At 45.9% G+C, this 22,943-nt stretch carries 25 protein-coding genes; 2 read left to right on the top strand and 23 right to left on the bottom strand.

All coding sequences use genetic code 11. The features are described from left to right. Window positions 1–19: 19 nt before the first annotated feature. Window positions 20–760, top strand: coding sequence for an amino acid ABC transporter permease (locus R7Q47_RS15640; protein ID WP_064354428.1), 741 nt, complete (start codon window positions 20–22; stop codon window positions 758–760). 80 nt (window positions 761–840) lie between these two features. Here the strand turns inward: R7Q47_RS15640 and glmU are convergent, their stop codons facing one another. The 23 genes from glmU to R7Q47_RS15525 form a co-directional block, all read right to left on the bottom strand. Continuing rightward, window positions 841–2,202, bottom strand: a complete 1,362-nt coding sequence (gene glmU / locus R7Q47_RS15635) for a bifunctional UDP-N-acetylglucosamine diphosphorylase/glucosamine-1-phosphate N-acetyltransferase GlmU (RefSeq protein ID WP_054575340.1) — start codon at window positions 2,200–2,202, stop codon at window positions 841–843. A 149-nt stretch (window positions 2,203–2,351) separates the two neighbouring features. Next, window positions 2,352–2,774, bottom strand: coding sequence for a F0F1 ATP synthase subunit epsilon (locus R7Q47_RS15630; protein ID WP_005378937.1), 423 nt, complete (start codon window positions 2,772–2,774; stop codon window positions 2,352–2,354). Window positions 2,775–2,792: 18 nt separating this feature from the next. Next, the gene (gene atpD, locus R7Q47_RS15625; protein ID WP_005383849.1) at window positions 2,793–4,196 is read right to left on the bottom strand and encodes a F0F1 ATP synthase subunit beta; all 1,404 of its coding nucleotides are present in this window, start codon (window positions 4,194–4,196) and stop codon (window positions 2,793–2,795) included. Between the two features lie 35 nt (window positions 4,197–4,231). After that, entirely contained in the window at window positions 4,232–5,098 is an 867-nt protein-coding gene (atpG, locus tag R7Q47_RS15620; protein ID WP_005378932.1) for a F0F1 ATP synthase subunit gamma, read from the bottom strand. Between the two features lie 44 nt (window positions 5,099–5,142). Then, window positions 5,143–6,684 carry a F0F1 ATP synthase subunit alpha gene (gene atpA / locus R7Q47_RS15615; protein WP_005378931.1) on the bottom strand — a complete coding sequence of 514 codons (1,542 nt, stop codon included), beginning with the start codon at window positions 6,682–6,684 and terminating at the stop codon, window positions 5,143–5,145. A 13-nt stretch (window positions 6,685–6,697) separates the two neighbouring features. Beyond that, window positions 6,698–7,231, bottom strand: coding sequence for a F0F1 ATP synthase subunit delta (gene atpH / locus R7Q47_RS15610; RefSeq protein ID WP_017635596.1), 534 nt, complete (start codon window positions 7,229–7,231; stop codon window positions 6,698–6,700). Window positions 7,232–7,245: 14 nt separating this feature from the next. Continuing rightward, window positions 7,246–7,716 carry a F0F1 ATP synthase subunit B gene (gene atpF, locus R7Q47_RS15605; RefSeq protein ID WP_005378929.1) on the bottom strand — a complete coding sequence of 157 codons (471 nt, stop codon included), beginning with the start codon at window positions 7,714–7,716 and terminating at the stop codon, window positions 7,246–7,248. Between the two features lie 74 nt (window positions 7,717–7,790). Further along, complete coding sequence (gene atpE, locus R7Q47_RS15600) at window positions 7,791–8,045, bottom strand: F0F1 ATP synthase subunit C (RefSeq protein WP_002540812.1); 255 nt, start codon at window positions 8,043–8,045, stop codon at window positions 7,791–7,793. A gap of 57 nt (window positions 8,046–8,102) precedes the next feature. Beyond that, window positions 8,103–8,915 (bottom strand): F0F1 ATP synthase subunit A, encoded by an 813-nt coding sequence (gene atpB / locus R7Q47_RS15595; protein WP_005378922.1) that lies wholly within the window; start codon window positions 8,913–8,915, stop codon window positions 8,103–8,105. Window positions 8,916–8,923: 8 nt separating this feature from the next. Further along, a complete protein-coding gene (locus tag R7Q47_RS15590; protein ID WP_213969973.1) occupies window positions 8,924–9,313 on the bottom strand; it encodes a F0F1 ATP synthase subunit I in 390 nt (129 codons plus the stop codon). Window positions 9,314–9,502: 189 nt separating this feature from the next. After that, window positions 9,503–10,384 (bottom strand): ParB/RepB/Spo0J family partition protein, encoded by an 882-nt coding sequence (locus R7Q47_RS15585; RefSeq protein ID WP_005383840.1) that lies wholly within the window; start codon window positions 10,382–10,384, stop codon window positions 9,503–9,505. A 24-nt stretch (window positions 10,385–10,408) separates the two neighbouring features. After that, window positions 10,409–11,182 (bottom strand): ParA family protein, encoded by a 774-nt coding sequence (locus R7Q47_RS15580; RefSeq protein WP_005383838.1) that lies wholly within the window; start codon window positions 11,180–11,182, stop codon window positions 10,409–10,411. Window positions 11,183–11,192: 10 nt separating this feature from the next. Then, window positions 11,193–11,828 (bottom strand): 16S rRNA (guanine(527)-N(7))-methyltransferase RsmG, encoded by a 636-nt coding sequence (gene rsmG, locus R7Q47_RS15575; protein ID WP_005378902.1) that lies wholly within the window; start codon window positions 11,826–11,828, stop codon window positions 11,193–11,195. After that, on the bottom strand, window positions 11,828–13,723 hold the full coding sequence (mnmG, locus tag R7Q47_RS15570) for a tRNA uridine-5-carboxymethylaminomethyl(34) synthesis enzyme MnmG (protein WP_005378901.1): 1,896 nt from the start codon (window positions 13,721–13,723) through the stop codon (window positions 11,828–11,830). The genes rsmG and mnmG overlap by 1 nt, the downstream gene beginning before the upstream one ends. A gap of 477 nt (window positions 13,724–14,200) precedes the next feature. Continuing rightward, window positions 14,201–14,635 (bottom strand): FMN-binding protein MioC, encoded by a 435-nt coding sequence (mioC, locus tag R7Q47_RS15565; RefSeq protein WP_248487146.1) that lies wholly within the window; start codon window positions 14,633–14,635, stop codon window positions 14,201–14,203. A gap of 100 nt (window positions 14,636–14,735) precedes the next feature. Beyond that, a complete protein-coding gene (gene mnmE, locus R7Q47_RS15560; protein WP_213969971.1) occupies window positions 14,736–16,097 on the bottom strand; it encodes a tRNA uridine-5-carboxymethylaminomethyl(34) synthesis GTPase MnmE in 1,362 nt (453 codons plus the stop codon). 130 nt (window positions 16,098–16,227) lie between these two features. Continuing rightward, window positions 16,228–17,850, bottom strand: coding sequence for a membrane protein insertase YidC (yidC, locus tag R7Q47_RS15555; protein WP_005383834.1), 1,623 nt, complete (start codon window positions 17,848–17,850; stop codon window positions 16,228–16,230). 2 nt (window positions 17,851–17,852) lie between these two features. Next, window positions 17,853–18,110: a membrane protein insertion efficiency factor YidD gene (gene yidD / locus R7Q47_RS15550; protein WP_005378822.1), complete on the bottom strand. Its 258-nt coding sequence runs from the start codon at window positions 18,108–18,110 to the stop codon at window positions 17,853–17,855. After that, window positions 18,077–18,400, bottom strand: coding sequence for a ribonuclease P protein component (rnpA, locus tag R7Q47_RS15545; protein ID WP_005394102.1), 324 nt, complete (start codon window positions 18,398–18,400; stop codon window positions 18,077–18,079). Before rnpA ends, yidD begins: the two co-directional genes overlap by 34 nt. Window positions 18,401–18,446: 46 nt before the next feature. Next, window positions 18,447–18,581, bottom strand: a complete 135-nt coding sequence (gene rpmH, locus R7Q47_RS15540; protein ID WP_005378825.1) for a 50S ribosomal protein L34 — start codon at window positions 18,579–18,581, stop codon at window positions 18,447–18,449. A 242-nt stretch (window positions 18,582–18,823) separates the two neighbouring features. Beyond that, complete coding sequence (locus tag R7Q47_RS15535) at window positions 18,824–19,561, bottom strand: amino acid ABC transporter ATP-binding protein (RefSeq protein WP_213969970.1); 738 nt, start codon at window positions 19,559–19,561, stop codon at window positions 18,824–18,826. Then, entirely contained in the window at window positions 19,558–20,229 is a 672-nt protein-coding gene (locus tag R7Q47_RS15530) for an amino acid ABC transporter permease (RefSeq protein WP_005378829.1), read from the bottom strand. Before R7Q47_RS15530 ends, R7Q47_RS15535 begins: the two co-directional genes overlap by 4 nt. Window positions 20,230–20,343: 114 nt before the next feature. After that, window positions 20,344–21,090 carry an amino acid ABC transporter substrate-binding protein gene (locus R7Q47_RS15525; protein WP_005378831.1) on the bottom strand — a complete coding sequence of 249 codons (747 nt, stop codon included), beginning with the start codon at window positions 21,088–21,090 and terminating at the stop codon, window positions 20,344–20,346. Window positions 21,091–21,502: 412 nt separating this feature from the next. Here R7Q47_RS15525 and dnaA point away from each other — a divergent pair, with 412 nt between their 5' ends. After that, on the top strand, window positions 21,503–22,909 hold the full coding sequence (gene dnaA, locus R7Q47_RS15520; RefSeq protein WP_005378835.1) for a chromosomal replication initiator protein DnaA: 1,407 nt from the start codon (window positions 21,503–21,505) through the stop codon (window positions 22,907–22,909). Window positions 22,910–22,943 lie beyond the last annotated feature (34 nt).

The raw sequence follows: 22,943 nt of genomic DNA, 5'->3' as shown, positions 1-22,943 counted from the left end.
GTTAATTCAGGGAGTAAATGTGACGTTTCGAACTCTATGGCTGTTTTCACTGCTATTACTCACTGGTTGTTCAGATTATCAATGGGGCTGGTATGTACTTGACCCTTCGACGGATCAAGGGCTCACCAATCTAAAGTTTTTAATCGCTGGGTTTAATGACACCATTCAGGTATCACTCCTCAGTATGTTATTTGCGATGAGCTTGGGTCTGATCGTTGCGTTACCCGCTCTGTCGGACTCTGCCTCTCTGAAGTGGATAAACCGTATTTATGTCGAGGTGATCCGTTCAGTGCCAGTTTTAGTCTTACTACTTTGGGTGTATTACGGCATGCCTACGCTATTGGATGTCTCACTCAATCACTTTTGGGCGGGTGTTATTGCACTGACTATCGCTGAGAGTGCGTTTATGGCGGAAGTGTTTCGCGGTGGGATACAAGCTATCAGCCGTGGCCAGCATGAAGCAGCTGAGTCTTTGGGCTTAAGCTATTGGCAAAAGATGCGCTTGGTAATTCTTCCCCAAGCGTTTCGGCAAATTCTCCCACCACTGGGTAATCAATTTGTCTACATTCTCAAGATGAGTTCTTTAGTCAGCGTGATTGGTTTAAGCGATCTCACTCGCCGTGCTAATGAGCTGGTGGTGAATGAGTACTTACCCTTAGAGATTTATACCTTCCTCGTTTTGGAGTACTTGTTGCTCATCCTATTTGTATCTCAAGCCGTTCGTTGGCTCGAAAACCGTATTGCCATTCCTAGCTACTAGCGATGAAGCCTTAGCTAGAAACAACAAAGCCGCTCTTGTTGAGCGGCTTTGACAATATAGAGACAGAGTGTAGGTAATGCTTATTTCTGTTTTACAGGACGCTGCCAGCCAATAATTTTGCGCTCTTTGACGCGAGTAATTACTAACTCACCTTCTTCAACATCTTTTGTTAGTGTCGTGCCAGCACCGATGGTTGCGCCATCAGCGATAGTGACAGGCGCCACCAGCTGGCTATCAGAACCAACAAAAACATCATTACCGATGATGGTTTTAAACTTGTTCGCACCATCGTAGTTACAAGTGATAGTACCTGCACCGATGTTAGTACGTTGACCGATCTCTGCATCACCTAAGTAAGTTAGGTGGTTCGCTTTTGAACCTTCTCCGATGCGCGCATTTTTCACTTCAACGAAGTTACCCACATGGGAATCGTTACGCATTTCAGCACCAGGACGAAGGCGAGTAAATGGACCAACCGTACATTCTTCACCAACCGTTGCACCTTCAATCACACTGTAAGGGCGAACGATGGTGTTGTCGTCGATTTCACAATCTTTCAGTACACAACCCGCACCGATAACCACGTTATCACCCAGTGAAACTTTACCTTCGACGATAACATTCACGTCGATTTCACAGTCCATACCGCACTGTAACTCACCACGCAAATCAAAGCGTGCTGGATCGCGTAGCATGACACCTTGCTCTAGTAGCTTCTGAGCTTGCATTGACTGGAAAGCACGCTCTAGACGAGCAAGCTGTGCGCGGTCATTGACCCCTTCCACCTCAATGGCATTGACTGGGTGTACTGCCTCAACGGCACGACCTTCATCGTGTGCAGCTGCAATAACGTCAGTTAGGTAGTATTCGCCTTGTGCGTTGTTGTTGTTTAAGCCAGACAACCAACGCTTAAGATCCCCACCAGTCGCAACCATCACGCCAGTGTTGATCTCTTTAATTTGTTTTTGTTCTTCTGTTGCATCTTTTTGCTCAACGATCGCCACAACAGGACCATTCTTACGGATAATACGACCGTAGCCTGTCGGGTTATCTAGAATCACTGTTAGTAGTGCAATACCGCCTGTTGGCTGTGCATCTAATAGGTTTTCAATCGTTTCAGCTGAAATCAGTGGAACATCACCGTAAAGCACCAGTACTTTTTCATCGTCTTCAAACTTCGGAGACGCTTGATCAACCGCATGACCTGTCCCTAACTGCTCCGCTTGAAGCACCCAATTTACAGGCTCTTCTGCAAGAGTGGTTTGCATTTGATCACCACCGTGGCCAAAGACCAAGTGGATATTTTGTGCACCTAGACCTGTACATGTATCAATCACATGTTTTGCCATTGGCTTACCTGCCAAAGTGTGTAGCACCTTAGGCATGTTCGAATGCATACGGGTACCTTTACCCGCTGCAAGAATCACAGCACTGAATTTCATTGATAACCTATTGACGTTTTATGTTAATTGGCCGTTATTTTAAACAGCTCTTTTAAAATAGTTAATGGAGTAAGGTAAATTTCCAACTAAAATTAATCAAAAAGGCGACCAATTGGCCGCCTTTTTTCATGCAACGTTGCTAATTGAGCTTAGCGACGCTTTTTTGTCAGCTCGATAACTCGTAGCTGAGCAATGGCTTTAGCCAGTTCACTGGCCGCTTGTGCGAAGTCCATGTCACCATGCTGATTCTGGATTTGCTCCTCAGCGCGGCGTTTGGCTTCTTCTGCCTTCGCTGCGTCTAGCTCTTCACCACGGATAGCTGTATCAGCTAGTACAGTCGCTGTACCAGGCTGAATCTCTACCATACCACCAGAAACATAAATAATTTCTTCGTGGCCGTGCTGTTTCACAATACGCACCATACCAGGCTTGATAGCGGTCAGCAGCGGTGTGTGACCATGGAAAATACCAAGTTCACCTTCGCTACCGGTCACCTGAAACGTTTCAACACGACCAGAGAAGATTTTCTTCTCAGCGCTTACTACGTCTAGGTGAAAGGTTATTGCTGCCATATCGCCTCCTAGTTAGCCTTATAGCTTCTTCGCATTCTCAATAGCATCGTCGATGCTACCGCAGTACATAAATGCCTGCTCAGGAATGTCGTCGTATTCACCAGCTAGTAGACCTTTAAAGCCACGTAGAGTCTCTTTTAGAGGTACGTAAATACCAGGGTCACCTGTAAATACTTCTGCTACGTGGTAAGGCTGAGTTAGGAAACGCTCAATCTTACGTGCACGAGATACAACTTGCTTATCTTCTTCAGATAGCTCGTCCATACCTAGGATAGCAATGATATCTTTCAGCTCTTTGTAGCGCTGAAGAGTCTGCTGAACACCACGAGCAACTTCGTAGTGATCTTGACCAACGACTAGTGGATCAAGCATACGAGATGTTGAATCTAGCGGGTCGATCGCAGGGTATAGACCCATTGCAGCGATGTTACGGTTAAGTACAACCGTTGCATCCAAGTGCGCGAACGTTGTTGCTGGAGACGGGTCAGTCAAGTCATCCGCTGGTACGTATACCGCCTGTACAGACGTGATAGAACCTGATTTCGTTGACGTGATACGCTCCTGAAGTACACCCATCTCTTCTGCAAGAGTTGGCTGGTAACCTACCGCAGAAGGCATACGACCTAGTAGTGCTGATACCTCTGTACCTGCAAGTGTGTAACGGTAGATGTTATCAATGAACAGTAGTACGTCACGACCTTCGTCACGGAAACGCTCTGCCATTGTTAGACCAGTCAGTGCAACACGTAGACGGTTACCTGGTGGCTCGTTCATCTGACCGTAAACCATCGCTACTTTTGATTCTTCAGGCTTCTCAACGTTTACAACGCCCGCTTCCTGCATCTCGTAGTAGAAATCGTTACCTTCACGAGTACGCTCACCAACACCAGCAAATACTGATAGACCTGAGTGCTGTAGTGCGATGTTGTTGATAAGTTCCATCATGTTAACGGTCTTACCTACACCAGCACCACCGAATAGACCGATTTTACCACCCTTAGCGAATGGACAAATTAGGTCGATTACTTTAACGCCCGTTTCTAGAAGTGCAATTTCGTTTGATTGCTCTTCGTAGCTTGGTGCACTACGGTGGATAGAGTAAACCTCTTCCGCACCCACTTCACCACGCTCGTCAATCGCGTCACCTAGGACGTTCATGATACGACCTAGAGTTTTAGTACCTACTGGTACTGAAATTGGAGCGCCAGTGTTAACCACTTCTACTCCACGACGTAAACCATCAGAGCTACCCATTACGATACAACGAACTACGCCACCGCCTAGCTGTTGTTGAACTTCAAGAACTAGACGCTCTTTTGAGTCCGTTACGTTTAGAGCGTCATATACACTAGGTACATTGCTCTGTGGGAACTCTACGTCGACTACCGCACCGATGATCTGTACGATCTTACCTGTAGCCATCGTTAATCCTCTAAACTATTTCGTTTTACCTAAGCTTAAACCGCAGCTGCACCACCAACGATTTCTGATAGTTCTTGTGTAATCGCAGCCTGACGGGCTTTGTTGTACACAAGTTCCAAATCGTCAATCAAACTGGTTGCGTTATCCGTTGCAGCCTTCATCGCAATCATTCGAGCCGCTTGCTCACAAGCAAGGTTCTCAACCACACCTTGGTATACCTGAGACTCTACGTAACGCACTAATAGCGTATCCAGTAGAGGTTTTGGTTCAGGCTCATAGATGTAGTCCCATGAATGCTCACGCTGCATCTCTTCGCTGTCCGATTTAGGCAAAGGTAGCAATTGATCGATCGTTGGTTGCTGAACCATAGTATTTACAAACTTGTTGAATACTACATATAGACGGTCCAGTTCACCTTCATCGTATTTCTTCAGCATTACGCCAACAGAGCCGATTAGGTCTTGTAGGCTTGGATTATCTCCAAGACCAGAAACCTGTGCCGCAACTTTTGCGCCACCATGTTTAAAGAAAGCTGTTGCTTTTGAGCCAACAACGGCTAGCTCAATCTCAGCACCTTTCTCTCTCCATGCTTGCATGTCTGTAACGGCTTTTTTGAACACGTTAATGTTCAAACCACCACACAGACCACGGTCTGTCGAAACGATGATGTAACCAACACGTTTAGCTTCACGCTCTTCTAGGTACGGATGACGGTACTCTAGGTTTGCGTTAGCCACATGACCGATCACTTTACGCATTGTTTCAGCGTATGGACGAGAAGCTTCCATTGCATCTTGAGAACGACGCATTTTTGAAGCTGCTACCATTTCCATCGCTTTCGTAATTTTCTGAGTGCTTTTAACACTACCGATTTTATTACGTATCTCTTTTGCGCCGGCCATCGTTACTCTCCGTTAGTTGGTGGCAGAAACTGCCACCGACCTAATTACCAAGTTTGGGTTGCTTTGAAGTCGTCAGTCAGTTTCTTCAACTGAGCTTCGATTTCATCGTTGTAAGCGCCAGACTTGTCGATCTCAGCTGCTAGTTCAGCGTATTGACCGCGAGCGTACGATAGTAGAGCCGCCTCGAAATCTAGAACTTTGTTAAGTTCTACATCATCAAGGTAACCGCGCTCTGCCGCGAAGATAGTTAGAGCTTGGTCAAATACAGACATTGGAGCGTACTGCTTCTGCTTCATTAGTTCTGTAACTTTTTGACCATGGTCTAGCTGTTTCTTCGTTGCGTCATCAAGGTCAGAAGAGAACTGAGCAAATGCCGCTAGTTCACGGTATGCAGCTAGTGCTGTACGGATACCACCTGATAGTTTCTTGATGATTTTCGTCTGAGCTGAACCACCTACACGAGATACTGAGATACCAGGGTCAACAGCAGGACGAACACCAGCGTTGAATAGCTCAGTTTGTAGGAAGATCTGACCATCGGTAATCGAGATTACGTTAGTCGGTACGAATGCTGAAACGTCACCTGCTTGAGTTTCGATGATAGGAAGAGCAGTCAAAGAACCAGTCTTACCTTTCACTTCACCGTTAGTGAAACGCTCTACGTACTCTTCGTTTACACGAGCAGCACGCTCTAGTAGACGCGAGTGTAAGTAGAATACGTCACCTGGGAATGCCTCACGGCCTGGTGGACGTTTAAGTAGTAGAGAGATCTGACGGTAAGCTACCGCTTGCTTAGATAGATCATCGTAAACAATCAGTGCGTCTTCACCGCGATCGCGGAAGTATTCACCCATCGCACAACCTGCGTAAGGCGCTAGGTATTGAAGCGCTGCAGATTCAGAAGCTGATGCAACTACAACGATAGTATTTTGTAGTGCGCCGTGCTCTTCTAGTTTGCGAACAACGTTAGCGATAGTCGATGCTTTCTGACCGATTGCTACGTAGATAGAGAAAATACCAGAGTCTTTCTGGTTGATGATCGCGTCGATCGCCAGTGCTGTTTTACCAATCTGACGGTCACCGATGATAAGCTCACGCTGACCACGACCGATTGGGATCATAGAGTCAACTGACTTATAACCAGTTTGCACAGGTTGGTCTACCGATTTACGGTCGATTACACCTGGTGCGATCACTTCTACAGGCGAAGTCATTTTCGCTTCGATTGGACCTTTACCATCGATAGGCTCACCCAGCGTGTTTACTACGCGGCCTAGTAGTTCTGGACCAACTGGCACTTCAAGAATGCGGCCAGTACCTGTAACTTTCATGCCTTCCTTAAGGTCAGCATATGGGCCCATTACAACCGCACCAACCGAGTCACGCTCAAGGTTAAGTGCCAGTGCATAACGGCCACCCGGTAATTCAATCATTTCACCTTGCATCACGTCCGCTAGGCCGTGGATGCGGATGATACCATCGCTTACCGATACGATAGTACCCTCGTTGCGAGCTTCACTAACAACTTCGAAAGATTCGATACGTTGTTTGATCAGATCGCTAATTTCCGTGGAATTAAGTTGCATGCTCCAATCCCCATTAAGACTGCAATGCATCGCTCAGGCGGTTCAAACGACCACGCGCTGAGTCATCGATGACTAGGTCTCCGGCTCGAATAATAACCCCACCAAGTAGGGTCTCATCTACACTGCAATTCAGCTTCACTTTGCGTTCAAGACGCTTTTCAAGTTTGCTGCCAATGTTTGCAAGTTGTTCATCAGAAAGCTCTGTTGCTGAAATTACTTCAACATCAATTTCTTTCTCATGTTCTTTTTTCAGAGTAAAAAACTCCGTGCAAACATCAGGAAGGGCCGCTAAACGACCATTCTCAGCCATTACCTTCAAAAGGTTTTGACCGTGCGCATCAACTTGTTCGCCGCAAACTGCAACAAAAATTTCTGCCATTTTGTCAGCAGAAACCGAACCCGTTAGTAGCTCGTTCATTTGTTCGTTTTTGGCCACTTCAGCAGCAAAAGATAACATTTGGCCCCATTGGTCCAACTGGTCTTTCTCTAAAGCAAAGTCGAAGGCTGCTTTAGCATAGGGGCGTGCGATAGTAGTCAAATCAGACATATGCGCCCCCAGACTTAAAGTTTTGCAGTAATGTTGTCGAGAATATCTTTTTGCGCATCTTTATCGATAGAACGCTCAAGGATTTTCTCAGCACCAGCTACAGCCAGAGTAGCAACTTGTTTGCGCAGCTCATCGCGTGCACGATTGCGTTCAGCTTCAAGCTCTGCTTCTGCTTGCGCTAGGATTTTCTGGCGTTCTGCCTGAGCTTCCTCGCGAGCTTCATCAAGAATTTGAGACTTACGCTTGTTCGCTTGTTCGATGATCTCAGTTGCTGTGCGCTTCGCTTCTTTCAATTGATCAGAAGCGTTGGCTTGTGCTAGATCCAAGTCTTTCGCAGCACGTTCTGCTGCTTGAAGACCATCAGCAATTTTCTTCTGACGCTCTTCGATCGCTTGCATCAACGGTGGCCATACATACTTCATGCAGAACCACACAAATAGTGCGAACGAGATTGCTTGACCTAGCAGAGTTGCGTTTATGTTCACAACAGCTACCCCTCTATTTGGACTTAGTGTTAATCAGTGACAAGCGATAATCGCCCGTCCCGAGTTAAAGGTGATTAACCTAGTTGACCAACGAATGGGTTTGCGAAAGTGAATAGTAGCGCGATTACGATACCGATCATTGGAACCGCATCAAGTAGACCCGCGATGATGAACATCTTAACTTGTAGCATAGGAGCCATTTCTGGTTGACGTGCAGCACCTTCTAGGAATTTACCACCTAGCAGTGCGAAACCAATCGCTGTACCAAGAGAAGCAAGACCGACGATAATACCTACGGCGATTGCAGAAAAGCTCAGTAAAGTTTCCATTACTATCTCCAATTTATAGTTGTTGGCTTAGTGCCCAAATAAAAAGCTTTAAAAAAATTAATGATCAGGATCTTCGTGTGCCATTGACAGGTAAACAATTGTCAACATCATGAATACGAAGGCTTGAATCGTAATAACCAAGATATGGAAGATTGCCCACGGTAGTGAACCCATCCATTGTAAGTACCATGGTAGCATTGCCGCACAAAGAATGAATACAACCTCACCCGCGAACATGTTACCGAATAGACGCATACCAAGTGATAGAGGTTTCGCTAATAGCGATACCACTTCAATTAGTAGGTTAAACGGAATCATCAGTGGGTGATTGAATGGATGTAGTGCAAGTTCTTTTGCGAATCCACCTAGACCTTTTACTTTGATGCTGTAGTAAATCATCAATGCAAAAACGCCTAGAGCCATAGCCATGGTGATATTCACATCAGCAGACGGTACAACCTTAAGGTAAGGAATACCTAGCCAATGCTCTGCTGGGTATGGTAAGAAGTCGATAGGAACTAAGTCCATCACGTTCATCAAAAATACCCAACAAAAGATAGTCAGTGCTAAAGGCGCGATCAGTGGGTTGCGTCCATGGAACGTGTCTTTGACGTTATCGGCGACAAATTCAACGATCATTTCTACAGCACACTGAAGCTTACCCGGTACACCCGCTGTTGTTCTCTTTGCTACTTTGTAAAAAATTCCGAGGAAAATTAAACCAGTAAACCAAGAAAAAAACAGGCTATCGATATGTACGTTCCAGAAACTTGTCTCCGACCCTACTAAACCCAACTTGTATAGCGATAGGTTAGAAAGGTGGTGGGCAATGTAACCGGACGATGTTAGCGCTTCACCTGGCGCAGCCATAACTCATCCTATTTTTTGTTGTTAATGAATAGCACTGGTGCACAGATATTAATACCTAGTACCAGCAAATAGGTTAGTTTGAGGGGAACAAGTTCCACCTGCATATACATGTAGGCAACATAGAACAGTGCAACCGTGATGAGAATTTTCAGTACTTCACCCGTATAGAAGGAAACAGCGATGCGCTTGGCAGCGCGAGCTCCACTAAACATGAAAGCACACAGCGCGAATACTGCATTGGCAACAACAAAAATGCCTCCGCCAATCAGCGCTGAAAATCCCCAGTCAGGATTTATGGCTACCGCCATTCCTGCTGCCACAAAAATAACCGCGCCAGACTGGATCATTAACAATTGCCTTGCGAGCTCTCGTCCTGGTCTAGCTAACGCAGCTACCATGTATTCGTACCTCTAGTAATATCCACTTCGCACTTAACTCTCTGTGCTGGGAAATTGGCGAAAATTATACGTTCAGTTCAACGTAAAGCAATTCGATTGCATCAAAAACTTACAGTTTTGTTTACAAAACGACAACTTTCGCACAAAATTCGATTAATTAGATTAATTGACCTAAATCAATTATCTCATCTAGGCCTCAAGCTTGGCAATTAGTTGGTCCAATTTGTGAGGCTCATCAAGACTTATCGTCAATTTCGCTTTTCCGTTTGCAGAACGGGTAAGAGAAACTTTTGCATCAAGCAGCTGACTCAATTTATGCGACATTTGCTCGGCTTCGGTATCCTCTTGTTGCCCTTTTTGCTCATTTTGTGGGGCTAAGCACTTTTTTACTAACTGTTCGGTTTGGCGAACAGTCATTTGCTTCTTAGCCACTTGTTGAGCTACTTCAACTTGCTGTTCGCCTTCTAACGCTAACAGAGCTCGAGCATGACCCATTTCCAATTTTTTATCTGCAACCAGACCTTTTACATCAACTTCCAACTGATTCAGACGTAATAGGTTACTCACCGTCGTTCTTGATTTACCAATCACATCGGCCACTTGCTGATGTGTCAGCGTGAATTCATCTTGTAGACGTTCAAGCGCTTGGGCTTCCTCAATCACATTCAAGTCTTCACGTTGAATGTTTTCAATCAACGCCATGGCGATGGCGGCACGATCTTCAACTTTTTTCACCAAACACGGCACGCGTTTTAAACCCGCCTGCCTTGCAGCACGCCAGCGGCGCTCACCTGCGATGATCTCAAACTGACCATTTTCGACCTGGCGAACCACGATTGGTTGAATAATGCCTTGTGATTGAATCGAAGCCGCTAGTTCTTCTAGCGCTTCAGGCGCCATATCTTTACGCGGTTGGTATACGCCCGGCTGCAATTGACCAATCGCTAAATCGGTTAACTCACCGTCTGCCGATAATTCTTGGCTATGCGATGCAATATGCTGTTTTTCACGAGCAAACGAACTGGTCGACAATAACGCATCCAGTCCTTTTCCGAGACCACGCTTAGACATGGGATTGAATTCCTTAGGTTAGAGTTAAACTGGGATTTCTTCGCGGCGGAGCATTTCGCCCGCTAGAGCAAGATACGCTTTGGCACCTGCGGAGTACTTATCGTAGTACATTGCTGGCTTACCGTGACTTGGCGCTTCAGCCAAACGAACATTACGCGGAATGACAGTACGGTAAACTTTATTCCCAAAGTGTTTTTTAAGTTGATCGGATACTTCATTCGATAAGCGGTTGCGTGGGTCGTACATGGTACGCAATAAACCTTCGATTTTTAGGTTTTCATTCACAACAGCCGCTAACTTGCTGATTGTATCCATAAGAGCAGTTAAACCTTCTAACGCAAAGTATTCACATTGCATCGGCACCAGCACAGAGTCAGCTGCCGCCATCGCATTGATTGTAAGAAGGTTTAGAGAAGGAGGACAATCAATAAAGATGAAATCATAGTTATCGCGAACTGACGACAATGCATTTTTTAGACGCACTTCACGAGCGAAAACTTCCATCAATTTGATTTCTGCCGCGGTGACGTCGCCGTTCGCCGCGATCAAATCATACTTCCCTGTTGTTTGGGTACAAACGACTTGATCGAACGGTGTATCTTCGACCAAAAGATCGTATGCGGTGGCGTCGACCATATACTTATCCACGCCACTGGCCATCGTAGCATTGCCTTGCGGGTCGAGATCGATCACCAAAACCTTGCGCTTTGTTGCCGCCATCGAAGCCGCTAAGTTAATGCACGTTGTTGTTTTGCCGACCCCACCTTTCTGGTTGGCGATTGCTACAATTTTCCCCACGATTACCTCGCTAATTTTCCTTGCGCGATAAGATTACTAGATGACGATCACCTTCCAACTCAGGAACAGCCAAAGATATGATCTCTGTCACACTGCACCATTCAGGAAGCTGATCCATTTCATCTTTAGGGTGCTGTCCTTTCAGCGCTAGAAACACCCCGTGCTCTTGTTTCGGCAAATGGTGGCACCATTCCACCATGTCTGTCATTGAAGCAAAAGCTCGACTCAAAACGCCATCAAATTTTTCTTCAGGTTGGAATTCTTCGACGCGACTTTGAATTGGTGTCACGTTTTTCAGTCCTAATGTGTGCACGACTTGCTTGATAAAACGAATGCGTTTGCCAAGACTGTCGAGCAAAAAGAAGGTTTTCTCAGGGTTCATGATTGCCAAAGGGATGCCCGGTAACCCCGGACCAGTACCAACATCAATGAAGCGCTCACCGGGCAGGTGTGCGCTTACAACGATACTATCAAGAATATGTTTCACTAACATATCAAGCGGATCACGTACCGATGTTAAATTGTACGCTTTGTTCCATTTGTCGAGCAGTTCGACATAACCAACTAACTGCTCTCGTTGCTGTTCTGACACTTCCAAATCGGTTTTCGCGATCAGTGAATCCAGCTTTGTTCGCAATGCGCTCATTATTCTTCCTCACCTTTCTTCAGCAAACCATGCTTTTTCAAGTGAACAAGTAGAATAGAAATTGCAGCAGGCGTAATACCAGAAATGCGTGATGCAATACCGATGCTCTCTGGTTTGGCCTCGCTCAGTTTAGCAACGACTTCGTTTGATAAACCTTTTACATCGCGGTAATCCAAATCAGCAGGTAACTTGGTATTTTCGTGACGCAGTGATTTTTCGATCTCTTCCTGCTGACGCTTGATGTAACCATCGTATTTCACTTGAATTTCAACTTGCTCAGCCGCTTGCTGATCTTCAAGTGCAGGAGCAAACGCTTCAAGTTGCGTCAGTTGCGAATAAGTGATCTCTGGACGACGCAGAAGATCCTCACCACTCGCTTCACGGGCCATTGGGGTTTTCAGCAGCTTGTTCAACTCATCAACACCCTCTGACTTCGGATTCATCCACGTTGCTTTCAAACGCTGACGCTCCGTTTCCATATTGTTGATTTTCTCGTTAAAGCGAGCCCAACGAACATCATCAATCAAGCCTAGCTCGCGCGCTTTTTCCGTTAAACGCAAATCGGCATTATCTTCACGAAGTAGCAGGCGGTATTCCGCACGAGAAGTGAACATGCGGTACGGCTCTTTGGTACCCATGGTCGATAAGTCATCAATCAACACGCCCATGTAAGCTTGGTCACGACGTGGGCTCCAGCCTTCTTTGTCTTGGCTAAACAAGCTTGCGTTTAGGCCCGCCATCAAGCCTTGCGCTGCGGCTTCTTCGTAGCCAGTCGTACCATTAATCTGGCCAGCAAAGAACAAACCATGGATGAACTTCGTCTCGTACGTTTGCTTCAAATCACGTGGATCGAAGAAATCATATTCAATCGCATAACCTGGGCGAACGATGTGTGCATTTTCAAACCCTTTCATTGAGCGCACGATTTGTACTTGCACATCAAATGGCAAGCTGGTCGAGATACCATTAGGGTATAACTCGTGCGTGGTTAGGCCTTCTGGCTCAATGAAGATTTGGTGGCTGTTTTTGTCAGCGAAACGCATCACTTTGTCTTCAATAGACGGACAGTAACGAGGACCAATACCTTCAATCACACCTGCGTACATTGGACTGCGATCCAAGTTACTACGGATCACATCGTGAGTTTGTTCATTGGTGTGGGTAATGAAACATGGAATCTGACGCGGATGCTGTTCACGTTTGCCCATGAACGAGAATACAGGCGTTGGGTTATCACCGTGCTGAGCTTCTAGCACTGAAAAATCAACTGTACGAGCATCAATGCGCGGTGGAGTACCTGTTTTTAAACGATCCACACGGAACGGCAGTTCACGCAGTCGATCCGCTAATGCGATCGATGGTGGATCCCCGGCACGACCACCAGACGAGCTTTCCATACCTATGTGGATCTTACCACCAAGGAAGGTACCCACGGTTAGCACAACGGCTTTCGCATGGAAGCGAAGTCCCATTTGAGTTACCACACCAACTGCGCGATCTTGTTCAACAATCAGATCATCAACTGACTGCTGGAACAACGTTAAGTTAGGCGCATTTTCTAATGCATTACGAACGTACGCTTTGTACAGAGCGCGATCGGCTTGAGCTCGAGTTGCTCGTACTGCAGGACCTTTGGAGGCATTTAGTGTACGAAACTGAATACCTGCATGGTCGATGGCTTCAGCCATCAAACCGCCCATAGCATCTACTTCTTTTACTAAGTGACCTTTACCAATACCACCGATCGCCGGATTACAAGACATCTGGCCTAATGTATCGATGTTATGGGTAAGGAGAAGCGTTTTTTGTCCTGTGCGTGCAGATGCGAGCGCGGCTTCCGTTCCTGCGTGTCCGCCACCGACAACAATGACGTCAAAGTTTTCGTGATAAAGCATGAACTGACCTCAGGTATTCAAAGGGATTTAATGGACAGATAAAGGAGCCGTATTTTACCTGCTTTATGCCAGAGAGAAAAACGTTTTCTCGTTTTATCCGTTTTAAGCTTCAAGATAAATATATATAAGATCTATATATATGATCTTTTATTAGATCTACTATTAGGATCGACCGTTTCTGTGGATAACCTAAAAATGATCAACAAGATCATGGATCTTCTTTGGATCATATCTTGTGATCATGATTGGATCAGATCGAGGATTACCTGGGATCAAAAGTGGTAGTTATACACAGGAGGTAAAATTGATCAAAGTTGTTATTGGGATAACTAAAGGAAAATCACTGGATCTTATTGTAGTTATCCACAGTCTGTTTGGTTGGTTTTTGAGCGGTTAAACAAAATAATTTGGTGGGAGTTATTCACATGGGAGAAAACAGAGCCGAATTTCGACTCTGTTGAAGGGAAAGTCGTGAGTTTAAAAACGTTCGATATTCTCTTTTAACCACATCTCTGCGGCGTCTTCTGGCACATCATGGCTCAGTACATCGATTTTAAAGCAATCTGCGAGAGGGGTTGCACCAATATCCTCTAATAAATCATAAGCGTGTTGACCAGCGGCACAGAACGTATCGTAGCTAGAGTCACCAATCGCAATCACCGCAAATTTTACATCAGTCATTTTTGGCGGTGTATTTTGTAATGCTGCGATAAAAGGTTGGATATTATCAGGATACTCACCAGCTCCATGTGTAGAGGTGATCACCAACCACGTACCTTGATTTTCGATATCACTGAGGGAAGGCTGGTTGTAGATCGTTGTTTCAAATCCATTCTCGTTGAGTAGATCACTCAGGTGATCCCCTACGTATTCTGTGCCACCTAACGTGCTGCCTGTAATAATGTGGATCATACTTCTTCCTTATTGAATGCGACGGCTAAAGCTCATGGATGGCTTGCCGTACAAAAAGAAACGCGGTGTGAGTTAAGCTCAGCACCGCGCGTTCGATTATTTACTTCCCGATACAGAATGAAGAGAAGATTCGTCCCAGTAAGTCGTCAGAACTGAACTCACCGGTAATCTCATTGAGATGTTGTTGGGTGATGCGTAGCTCTTCAGCCAATATTTCACCTGCCATATAGCCTTCAAGCTGCTCCTGGCCTATTTGAAGGTGCTGTGCGGCACGTTCTAATGCATCGAGATGACGACGACGAGCCATAAACCCACCTTCACTGTTGCCAGAGAAGCCCATACACTCCTTGAGATGATCGCGCAGAGCTTCAACCCCTGCACCAGTCTTCGCTGACAAACGGATAAGAGTAGGGTTATTGACGTGGCAGATCCCCATATCTTCACCCGTTTGATCCGCTTTATTACGGATCACAGTTATGCCAATGTTGTCTGGTAGGCGATCCACAAAATCTGGCCAGATATCTTTCGGATCGGTGGCATCGGTTGTTGTGCCATCTACCATGAACAACACGCGGTCTGCTTGGACTATTTCATCCCACGCACGTTCGATACCGATTTTCTCTACTTCATCGGAAGCATCACGCAAACCTGCTGTATCAATGATGTGTAGTGGCATGCCATCAATATGGATGTGCTCACGCAGTACATCACGCGTGGTTCCTGCGATGTCGGTTACGATTGCAGACTCTTTACCCGATAGTGCGTTCAGCAGGCTTGATTTGCCCGCATTTGGACGACCCGCAATCACGACTTTCATCCCTTCACGCATAATAGCGCCTTGGTTAGCTTCTTTGCGCACCGCATCTAGGTTGTCGATGATGGCTTGTAGGTCACCAGCCACTTTACCGTCGGCCAAAAAGTCGATCTCTTCTTCAGGGAAGTCGATGGCTGCTTCAACATAGATACGCAAATGAATCAGCGACTCAACTAAGGTATTAATACGGCCTGAAAATGCGCCCTGTAAGGATTGCAGCGCCGATTTTGCGGCTTCTTCAGAACTTGCATCAATGAGGTCTGCAATCGCTTCGGCTTGAGCTAGGTCGAGTTTATCGTTCAGAAATGCGCGTTCAGAGAACTCACCAGGGCGAGCAGCTCGAATACCATCTATACCTAGAATGCGTTTTATCAGCATATCCATCACGACAGGGCCGCCATGGCCTTGCAGCTCAAGTACGTCTTCACCTGTAAATGAGTGTGGGTTAGGGAAGTACAGTGCGATGCCCTGATCAAGCACAGTGCCATCTTCTGACTTAAACGGCAGGTACTCTGCGTAGCGGGGCTTTAGTGTTTTGCCAGTGACTTCTAACGCCACTTGGTTGGCTTTAGGGCCAGAAACTCGAATAATACCGACACCGCCACGACCAGGCGCGGTCGCTTGAGCGACAATCGTATCTGTAGTCATAATTTTGCCTTTTGAGCTGGGCTATAGGGAAGATACCTAGGGAGCCATCACAATTAATTAGCTGAATTGTAATCAGCCAAAAACAAAAAGGCGACCTTTTGGCCGCCTTTCTCAATCATTTCCTAAAAGGTTACTTGCTGTGTAAGCCTTTTTTCTCTAATCCTTTGTAGATCAGAGTTTGCTGGATAAGCGTTACGATGTTCGACACCAACCAGTATAGAACGAGACCTGATGGGAAGAACAAGAAGAAGAAGGTAAACATAACCGGCATAAAGGTCATGATCTTCTGCTGCATTGGATCCGTTACCGTTGTTGGGCTCATCTTCTGGATTAGGAACATAGACGCACCCATCAATAGCGGCAGGATGTAGTAAGGGTCCTGCGCTGAAAGGTCATGAATCCAACCGAAGAATGGTGAGTGACGTAGCTCTACCGATTCCATTAGCGCCCAGTATAGTGCGATGAAAATAGGCATCTGTAGGATAAGAGGTAGACAACCACCTAGTGGGTTCACTTTCTCTTTCTTGTACAGTTCCATCATTTCTTGGCTCATGCGCTGACGGTCATCACCGATACGCTCACGCATTGCTTGCAGCTTAGGCTGTAGCATGCGCATTTTCGCCATAGATGTGTATTGCGCTTTTGTTAGTGGGTACATTGCACCACGAACGATGAAGGTCAGGCAGATGATTGCCACACCCCAGTTACCAACAAAGCTCTGGATGAATGAAAGCAACATATGAAGAGGCTTCGCAATGAACCATAACCAGCCGTAGTCCACTACTAGGTCTAGGTTAGGTGCCACTTCTGCCATTTCATCTTGCAGTTTTGGACCAACCCAAAGTGTTGCTTCAAACTTAGCCTGATCGCCTGTTGCGATAGTTTTGTTCGGCATACGAACGCCGATGTCGCCTAGGTTGCCAATTACACGAGTGTATAGGTTAGTACCTGGTTCGTTACGTGGGATCCAAGCTGCGGCAAAGTAGTGCTGAATCATTGCCGCCCAACCTTGGCCATCGGCTAGGTTAAGAGACAGGTTGCGATCCTGCATATCATCAAAGCTGTACTTCTTGTAACGCGTATCTTCTGTTGAGTATGCGCCACCACGGTAAGTAGGCATTGTGATGCTACCACCATCGTCCATTAGGTTTTGACGTAGGTGAGCGTACATACCAAATGTTGCGTTGTTGCCTGAGTTGTTCACTACATCGTATTCAACATTAAGCGCGTAGCTGCCGCGTTTAAAGATGTAAGTTTTGGTGTATTCGATGCCGTTTGCAGTGAATGTCATCGGAACGCGAAGTTCATCTTGACCGTCAGCCATTGTGAAGCTGTCTGCACTTACGTTGTAGTGAGGGCGATTTGTGCTGCTCAAGTCGATACCTTGAGGACCCACTAGACCGCTTTGAGCGATAAATTGGTGACCTTGAGCGTCTTTAAGCAGAACAAAGGAATCTGATGAATCTAACTCAGCAGAGTATTCGTTAAGGTTGGCATGTACCACATCGCCACCAACGGTGTCGATCGACAGAGTTAAAACATCAGTCGTTACTGTGATAGTTTTTGCAGAAGCTTGCTGTTGACCTGGAACTGGGTCAAGTTCATCAGCAAAAGATGGTGCAGGTAGAGTGCTGCTTGATTGAGCCTGTTCAACTGCTTGAGGTTCTGGATTCTTTGCAACTTGCCATTGTTGAAACAGCAAAAAAGAAACCAGGGCCAAACCGATGAGCAGGATATTACGTTGAGAATCCATCGTTAGTTATCTCTGTCTTGTTTTTGGACTGGTGGAACGGGGTCATACCCCCCTTCATTCAAAGGGTGGCATTTTAATAGACGTTTGCCTGATAACCAACATCCTTTTACAAAACCGTGAGCTCTCAAAGCTTCTAGCGCGTAAGTGGAACAGGTTGGTGTGAACCGGCAACGAGGACCAATCAAAGGGCTGATAAACCAGCGATACAGATAAACGAGCCCAATGGCTATCCACGTGAAGGGCGAGACAGGCGTTGCCATAGCTTATCAAACAACTTAAAAATTTCCTCATTGCTTAAATCTTGCGCGCTTTTCTTCGCAATCACAACAAAATCTTTGTTTGGAAGCTGATGTTGATTGTTACGAAAGCTTTCACGAGCCAAACGCTTAAATCGGTTACGACCGACAGCCGTTTTGATTTGCTTTTTGGGAACCGCTAAACCTAATCGTGGGTGAGAAAGTTTGTTATTGCGAGCAATGATGGTGAAATGAGGCGAGCCAGCTCGATGAGCTTGCTGGAAGACGTTTTGATAATGCTCGGGAGTTAACAAACGTAACTCCCGATTAAACGCGTACGTGTTCAAAATAAACTAGCGATTATTTTGATAGGCGCGCACGGCCTTTTGCACGACGTGCGTTGATAACTTTACGACCGTTCTTAGTTGCCATGCGAGCACGGAAGCCGTGAGTACGCTTGCGCTTTAGAACTGTAGGTTGAAAAGTGCGTTTCATGATAATTACCTTTACTGATCAGTAGTTTTAGGTTCTTGTTAAACCCGGCGTGGGTATTTGCTTTCTTATATAAAGAAGCTCTTTATATAGAGAAGGACAACCGACGCCTCTCAACAAAGAGGCGGAATTGTAATCACACTCACATAATGTGTCAATGACTCAATGAGTACGAAATTCCGGCCGGGCGATTATACGTAGTGTGAGTAAAATCTCAAGGATCAATCGATCCTGATGCTTGATCGTTACTCTATTCCTACTTGGTTAAGGAATTTTTTCAAACGAGGATCTTGTGGATTATCGAAGATATCCTGTGGAGAACCTTGCTCAACGATATTGCCTTCCGCCATGAAGATCACTCTATCAGCGACTTCTTTCGCGAATTGCATCTCGTGCGTCACCACCAGCATGGTTTGATGCTGATTAGCTAACTTCTTCATTAATGAGAGAACTTCACCGACCCATTCAGGATCCAGCGCAGAAGTTGGTTCGTCAAACAACAGCAGTTCTGGTTGCAGCGCCATCGCTCGGCCGATACCCACACGTTGTTGTTGGCCGCCAGATAATGACGCTGGATAACTATCGCCTTTATCCCCAAGGCCGATGTCATCCAGAATTTGTTGCGCTCGTTTGAGAGCATCGGCTTTTTTCCAACCTCGAACGGTCACTAGACCTTCGGCAATGTTCTGGCGCGCATTCATGTGGGCAAACAGGGCATAGTTTTGGAACACAAAGCCAGTTCGACGACGCAGCGCTAATACTTCGGCTTTAGTGTGTTTTTGAGTATCAACGGAGATGCCATCTATCGTGATACGACCTTCATCTGCTTGTTCTAGAAAGTTCACCGTACGCAGCAAGGTTGATTTACCCGTACCACTTGAGCCGATAATCACGATGATCTCACCTTGCTTAATATCGAGGTCGATGCCTTTCAGCACTTCAGTCTCACCAAAACGTTTGTGAATATTTTCTAACTTAATCATCGTACGTACGCCTTATTCAGTTTTGCTTCTGCCCAGATTTGTACGCGAGTCAGAATCACCACCACGCCCCAGTAAATAAGAGCAACCGCAAGGAAAGCTTCAAAGAAACGGAAACTTGATGAGGCTTCCATCTGTGCTTTCGCCATGATTTCGGCCACACCAAGCGTGAAAGCAAGAGACGTTGACTTGATCATATCGATGAAATAGTTCATCAATGAAGGCAGTGCGACACGCGTTGCTTGAGGTAAAATCACTCGGCGCATTGCTTGGGATGTCGTCATACCGACCGATAAGCTCGCTTCCATTTGGCTGCGATCAATGCCAATAATGGCGGCACGAATACTTTCCGCCATATAAGCGGCAAAGTGCAGCGTTAAACCGATAACCGCTGCTGAAAAGGCGTCGATACCGACCATCAATGGAAAAATTTGCGGTAAGCCGTAATAGAGCAGGAAAAGCTGAACCAACAGTGGGGTGCCACGGAAGAAGCTGATGTACAGTTGGCTTAATTGATCCAGAACTGGCAGTTTAAATACGCGAATATTGGCTAAAATGACGGATAAAATCAGCGAAAACACCAATCCCCATGTCGCCATTTCCATGGTTGTGCCAAGATATTTCAGCAATATCGGCAGCAGTTCCAACATGTAATTAAAGTCAAATCCCATACGGCTTACCTAAAGGCTAGAGAAAAGAAAAGGTGGAAAACAAGTTCCACCTTTACGTAAGTTTATTTTAGTCCGAGAGTGATACCACTTTGCGGCCTAAAGTACAAAGAGTTCTTATTTCGTGATGTCAGCGCCAAACCACTTCACGGAAATTTTCTCTACTGTACCATCTGCGCGCATCTCAGCCAGTGCTTTGTTTACTTCTTCTTGCAGCTTACGACCTTTCTCGTTGTCAACGAAAGGCCATGCGTTTTGAATGGTCTCAAACGGTTCGCCTGCCAATTCCAGAGGAAGGCCAGTTTTCTTAATCAGCTCTAACGCAGAAAGACGATCCATTACAAACGCGTCTGCACGACCGAGCGCCACGTCATGTTCGATGCCTGTGTCGTACGTTTTAATGTTGATCTTGCCGTCTTTGTCGTATTGACGCAGCAGTTGCTCAAAGTTAGAGCCTAGGTTCACCGCAACGGTTTTGCCCGCAAGATCGTCAACACCTTTGATGCTGTCGTTGCCTTTACGCACGGTAATTTGTGCGCCATCTACAACGTAAGGGTCAGCAAATAGGTATTTAGCTTTACGCTCATCAGTCATGGTGATTTGGTTGGAGATCGTATCGATACGACCAGTTTCTAAAAGACCAAATAAACCAGAGAAGTTGGCTGTTACGTATTCGATTTTGTAATCGTTACGTTTACCGATTTCATCCCACATGTCGACTTCAAAGCCTTGTAGCTTGTCTTGCTTTACAAAAGTAAATGGGAAGTAGCGACCTGACATACCAACTTTGACTTCAGTAGCGGCTTGTACGGTTGCTGCCGACAGTGCAATGGCTGCAACGGCAACCTTAATCCAGTTTTTCATAATACATCTCCATAATTTTATGGTTGGAAATACTACTGTTAGTTAGCTCAATTAAATAAATAACCAAGAGCAATAACCTAGACCTGTGAGTTATTAGATAATAGAAGAAGAATGTTAAATGTGACGAAAATGCGAACTGAACCTAGCGAAATGATCGACAAAATCAACATTGGGAATAAAATAATACACAGACTTATCACCAATCGCTCGATCTTGTGAATTTTGCCCAATTGTGGATCGTTGTGTGGGCAAATTTGGGGCAAGGTGTGTTGATCTCATCAAGTTTGCAGAAATAATTGTGAATAACTTGGATCTTATTCACTGGATCGTCGATCAATCGCTGGCGATCTTGGTTATCAACAGGTAAAATTGCCAGTCTTTTCCGATAATTCAATTACTCAGTGGGGGCACCGTGTCATCTTCGCTTTGGCTGCAATGTTTGCAGCAGCTTCAAGAAGAGCTACCAGCTACAGAATTCAGCATGTGGGTTCGTCCGCTACAAGCGGAGCTCAATGACAATACTCTCACTCTATTCGCGCCAAACCGCTTTGTGTTGGACTGGGTGCGTGATAAGTATCTGAACAATATTACTCGCTTACTGCAGGAATACTGCGGTGGCGATATTCCTAACTTACGTTTTGAAGTGGGGAGCCGACCTGTCTCTGCACCAAAACCAGCGCCGACACGTACGCCTGCAGATGTGGCTGCCGAGTCATCTGCACCTGCGCAATTACAGGCGCGTAAGCCAGTACACAAAACCTGGGATGACGACGCTCAAGCGATTGCGGCTATCAATCACCGCTCAAACATGAACCCAAAACACAAGTTCGATAACTTTGTTGAAGGTAAGTCGAACCAACTGGGTTTGGCTGCGGCGCGTCAGGTATCGGATAATCCTGGTGCAGCATACAACCCGCTGTTCCTATACGGCGGCACGGGCTTGGGTAAAACGCACTTGTTGCATGCGGTGGGCAACGCGATTGTGGATAACAACCCGAACGCAAAAGTGGTCTACATGCACTCAGAACGTTTTGTGCAAGACATGGTAAAAGCGCTGCAAAACAATGCGATTGAAGAATTCAAACGCTACTACCGCAGCGTGGATGCGCTCCTTATCGATGACATCCAATTCTTTGCTAATAAAGAACGTTCACAAGAAGAATTCTTCCATACCTTCAACGCACTATTGGAAGGTAATCAGCAGATCATTCTAACGTCTGACCGTTATCCTAAAGAAATTAATGGCGTTGAAGATCGTCTTAAATCTCGCTTTGGTTGGGGTCTTACTGTTGCGATCGAGCCGCCTGAGCTTGAAACGCGTGTGGCGATCTTGATGAAAAAAGCTGAAGATCACCAAATCCACCTTGCTGATGAAGTGGCATTCTTCATTGCCAAGCGTCTGCGTTCGAACGTTCGTGAGCTAGAAGGTGCACTGAACCGTGTTATTGCGAACGCGAACTTTACTGGCCGTCCAATTACGATTGATTTTGTTCGTGAAGCGCTGCGCGATCTGCTTGCTCTACAAGAGAAGCTTGTGACAATCGATAACATTCAAAAGACAGTGGCGGAATACTACAAGATTAAAGTAGCGGACTTGCTGTCTAAGCGTCGTTCTCGTTCTGTAGCGCGTCCTCGTCAGCTGGCTATGGCGTTAGCAAAAGAACTAACCAACCATAGCTTGCCTGAAATTGGCGATGCGTTTGGGGGCCGCGATCATACGACCGTACTTCATGCTTGTCGCAAGATTGAGCAGCTGCGTGAAGAGAGCCACGACATTAAAGAAGATTACTCTAACTTGATTCGCACCCTGTCTTCGTAATCGGTTAGAATAACGGTATTCTAAGCAAATCATT

Source organism: Vibrio sp. Vb0349, assembly GCF_033338975.1.
This window is presented reverse-complemented; position numbering and strand designations above follow the sequence as displayed.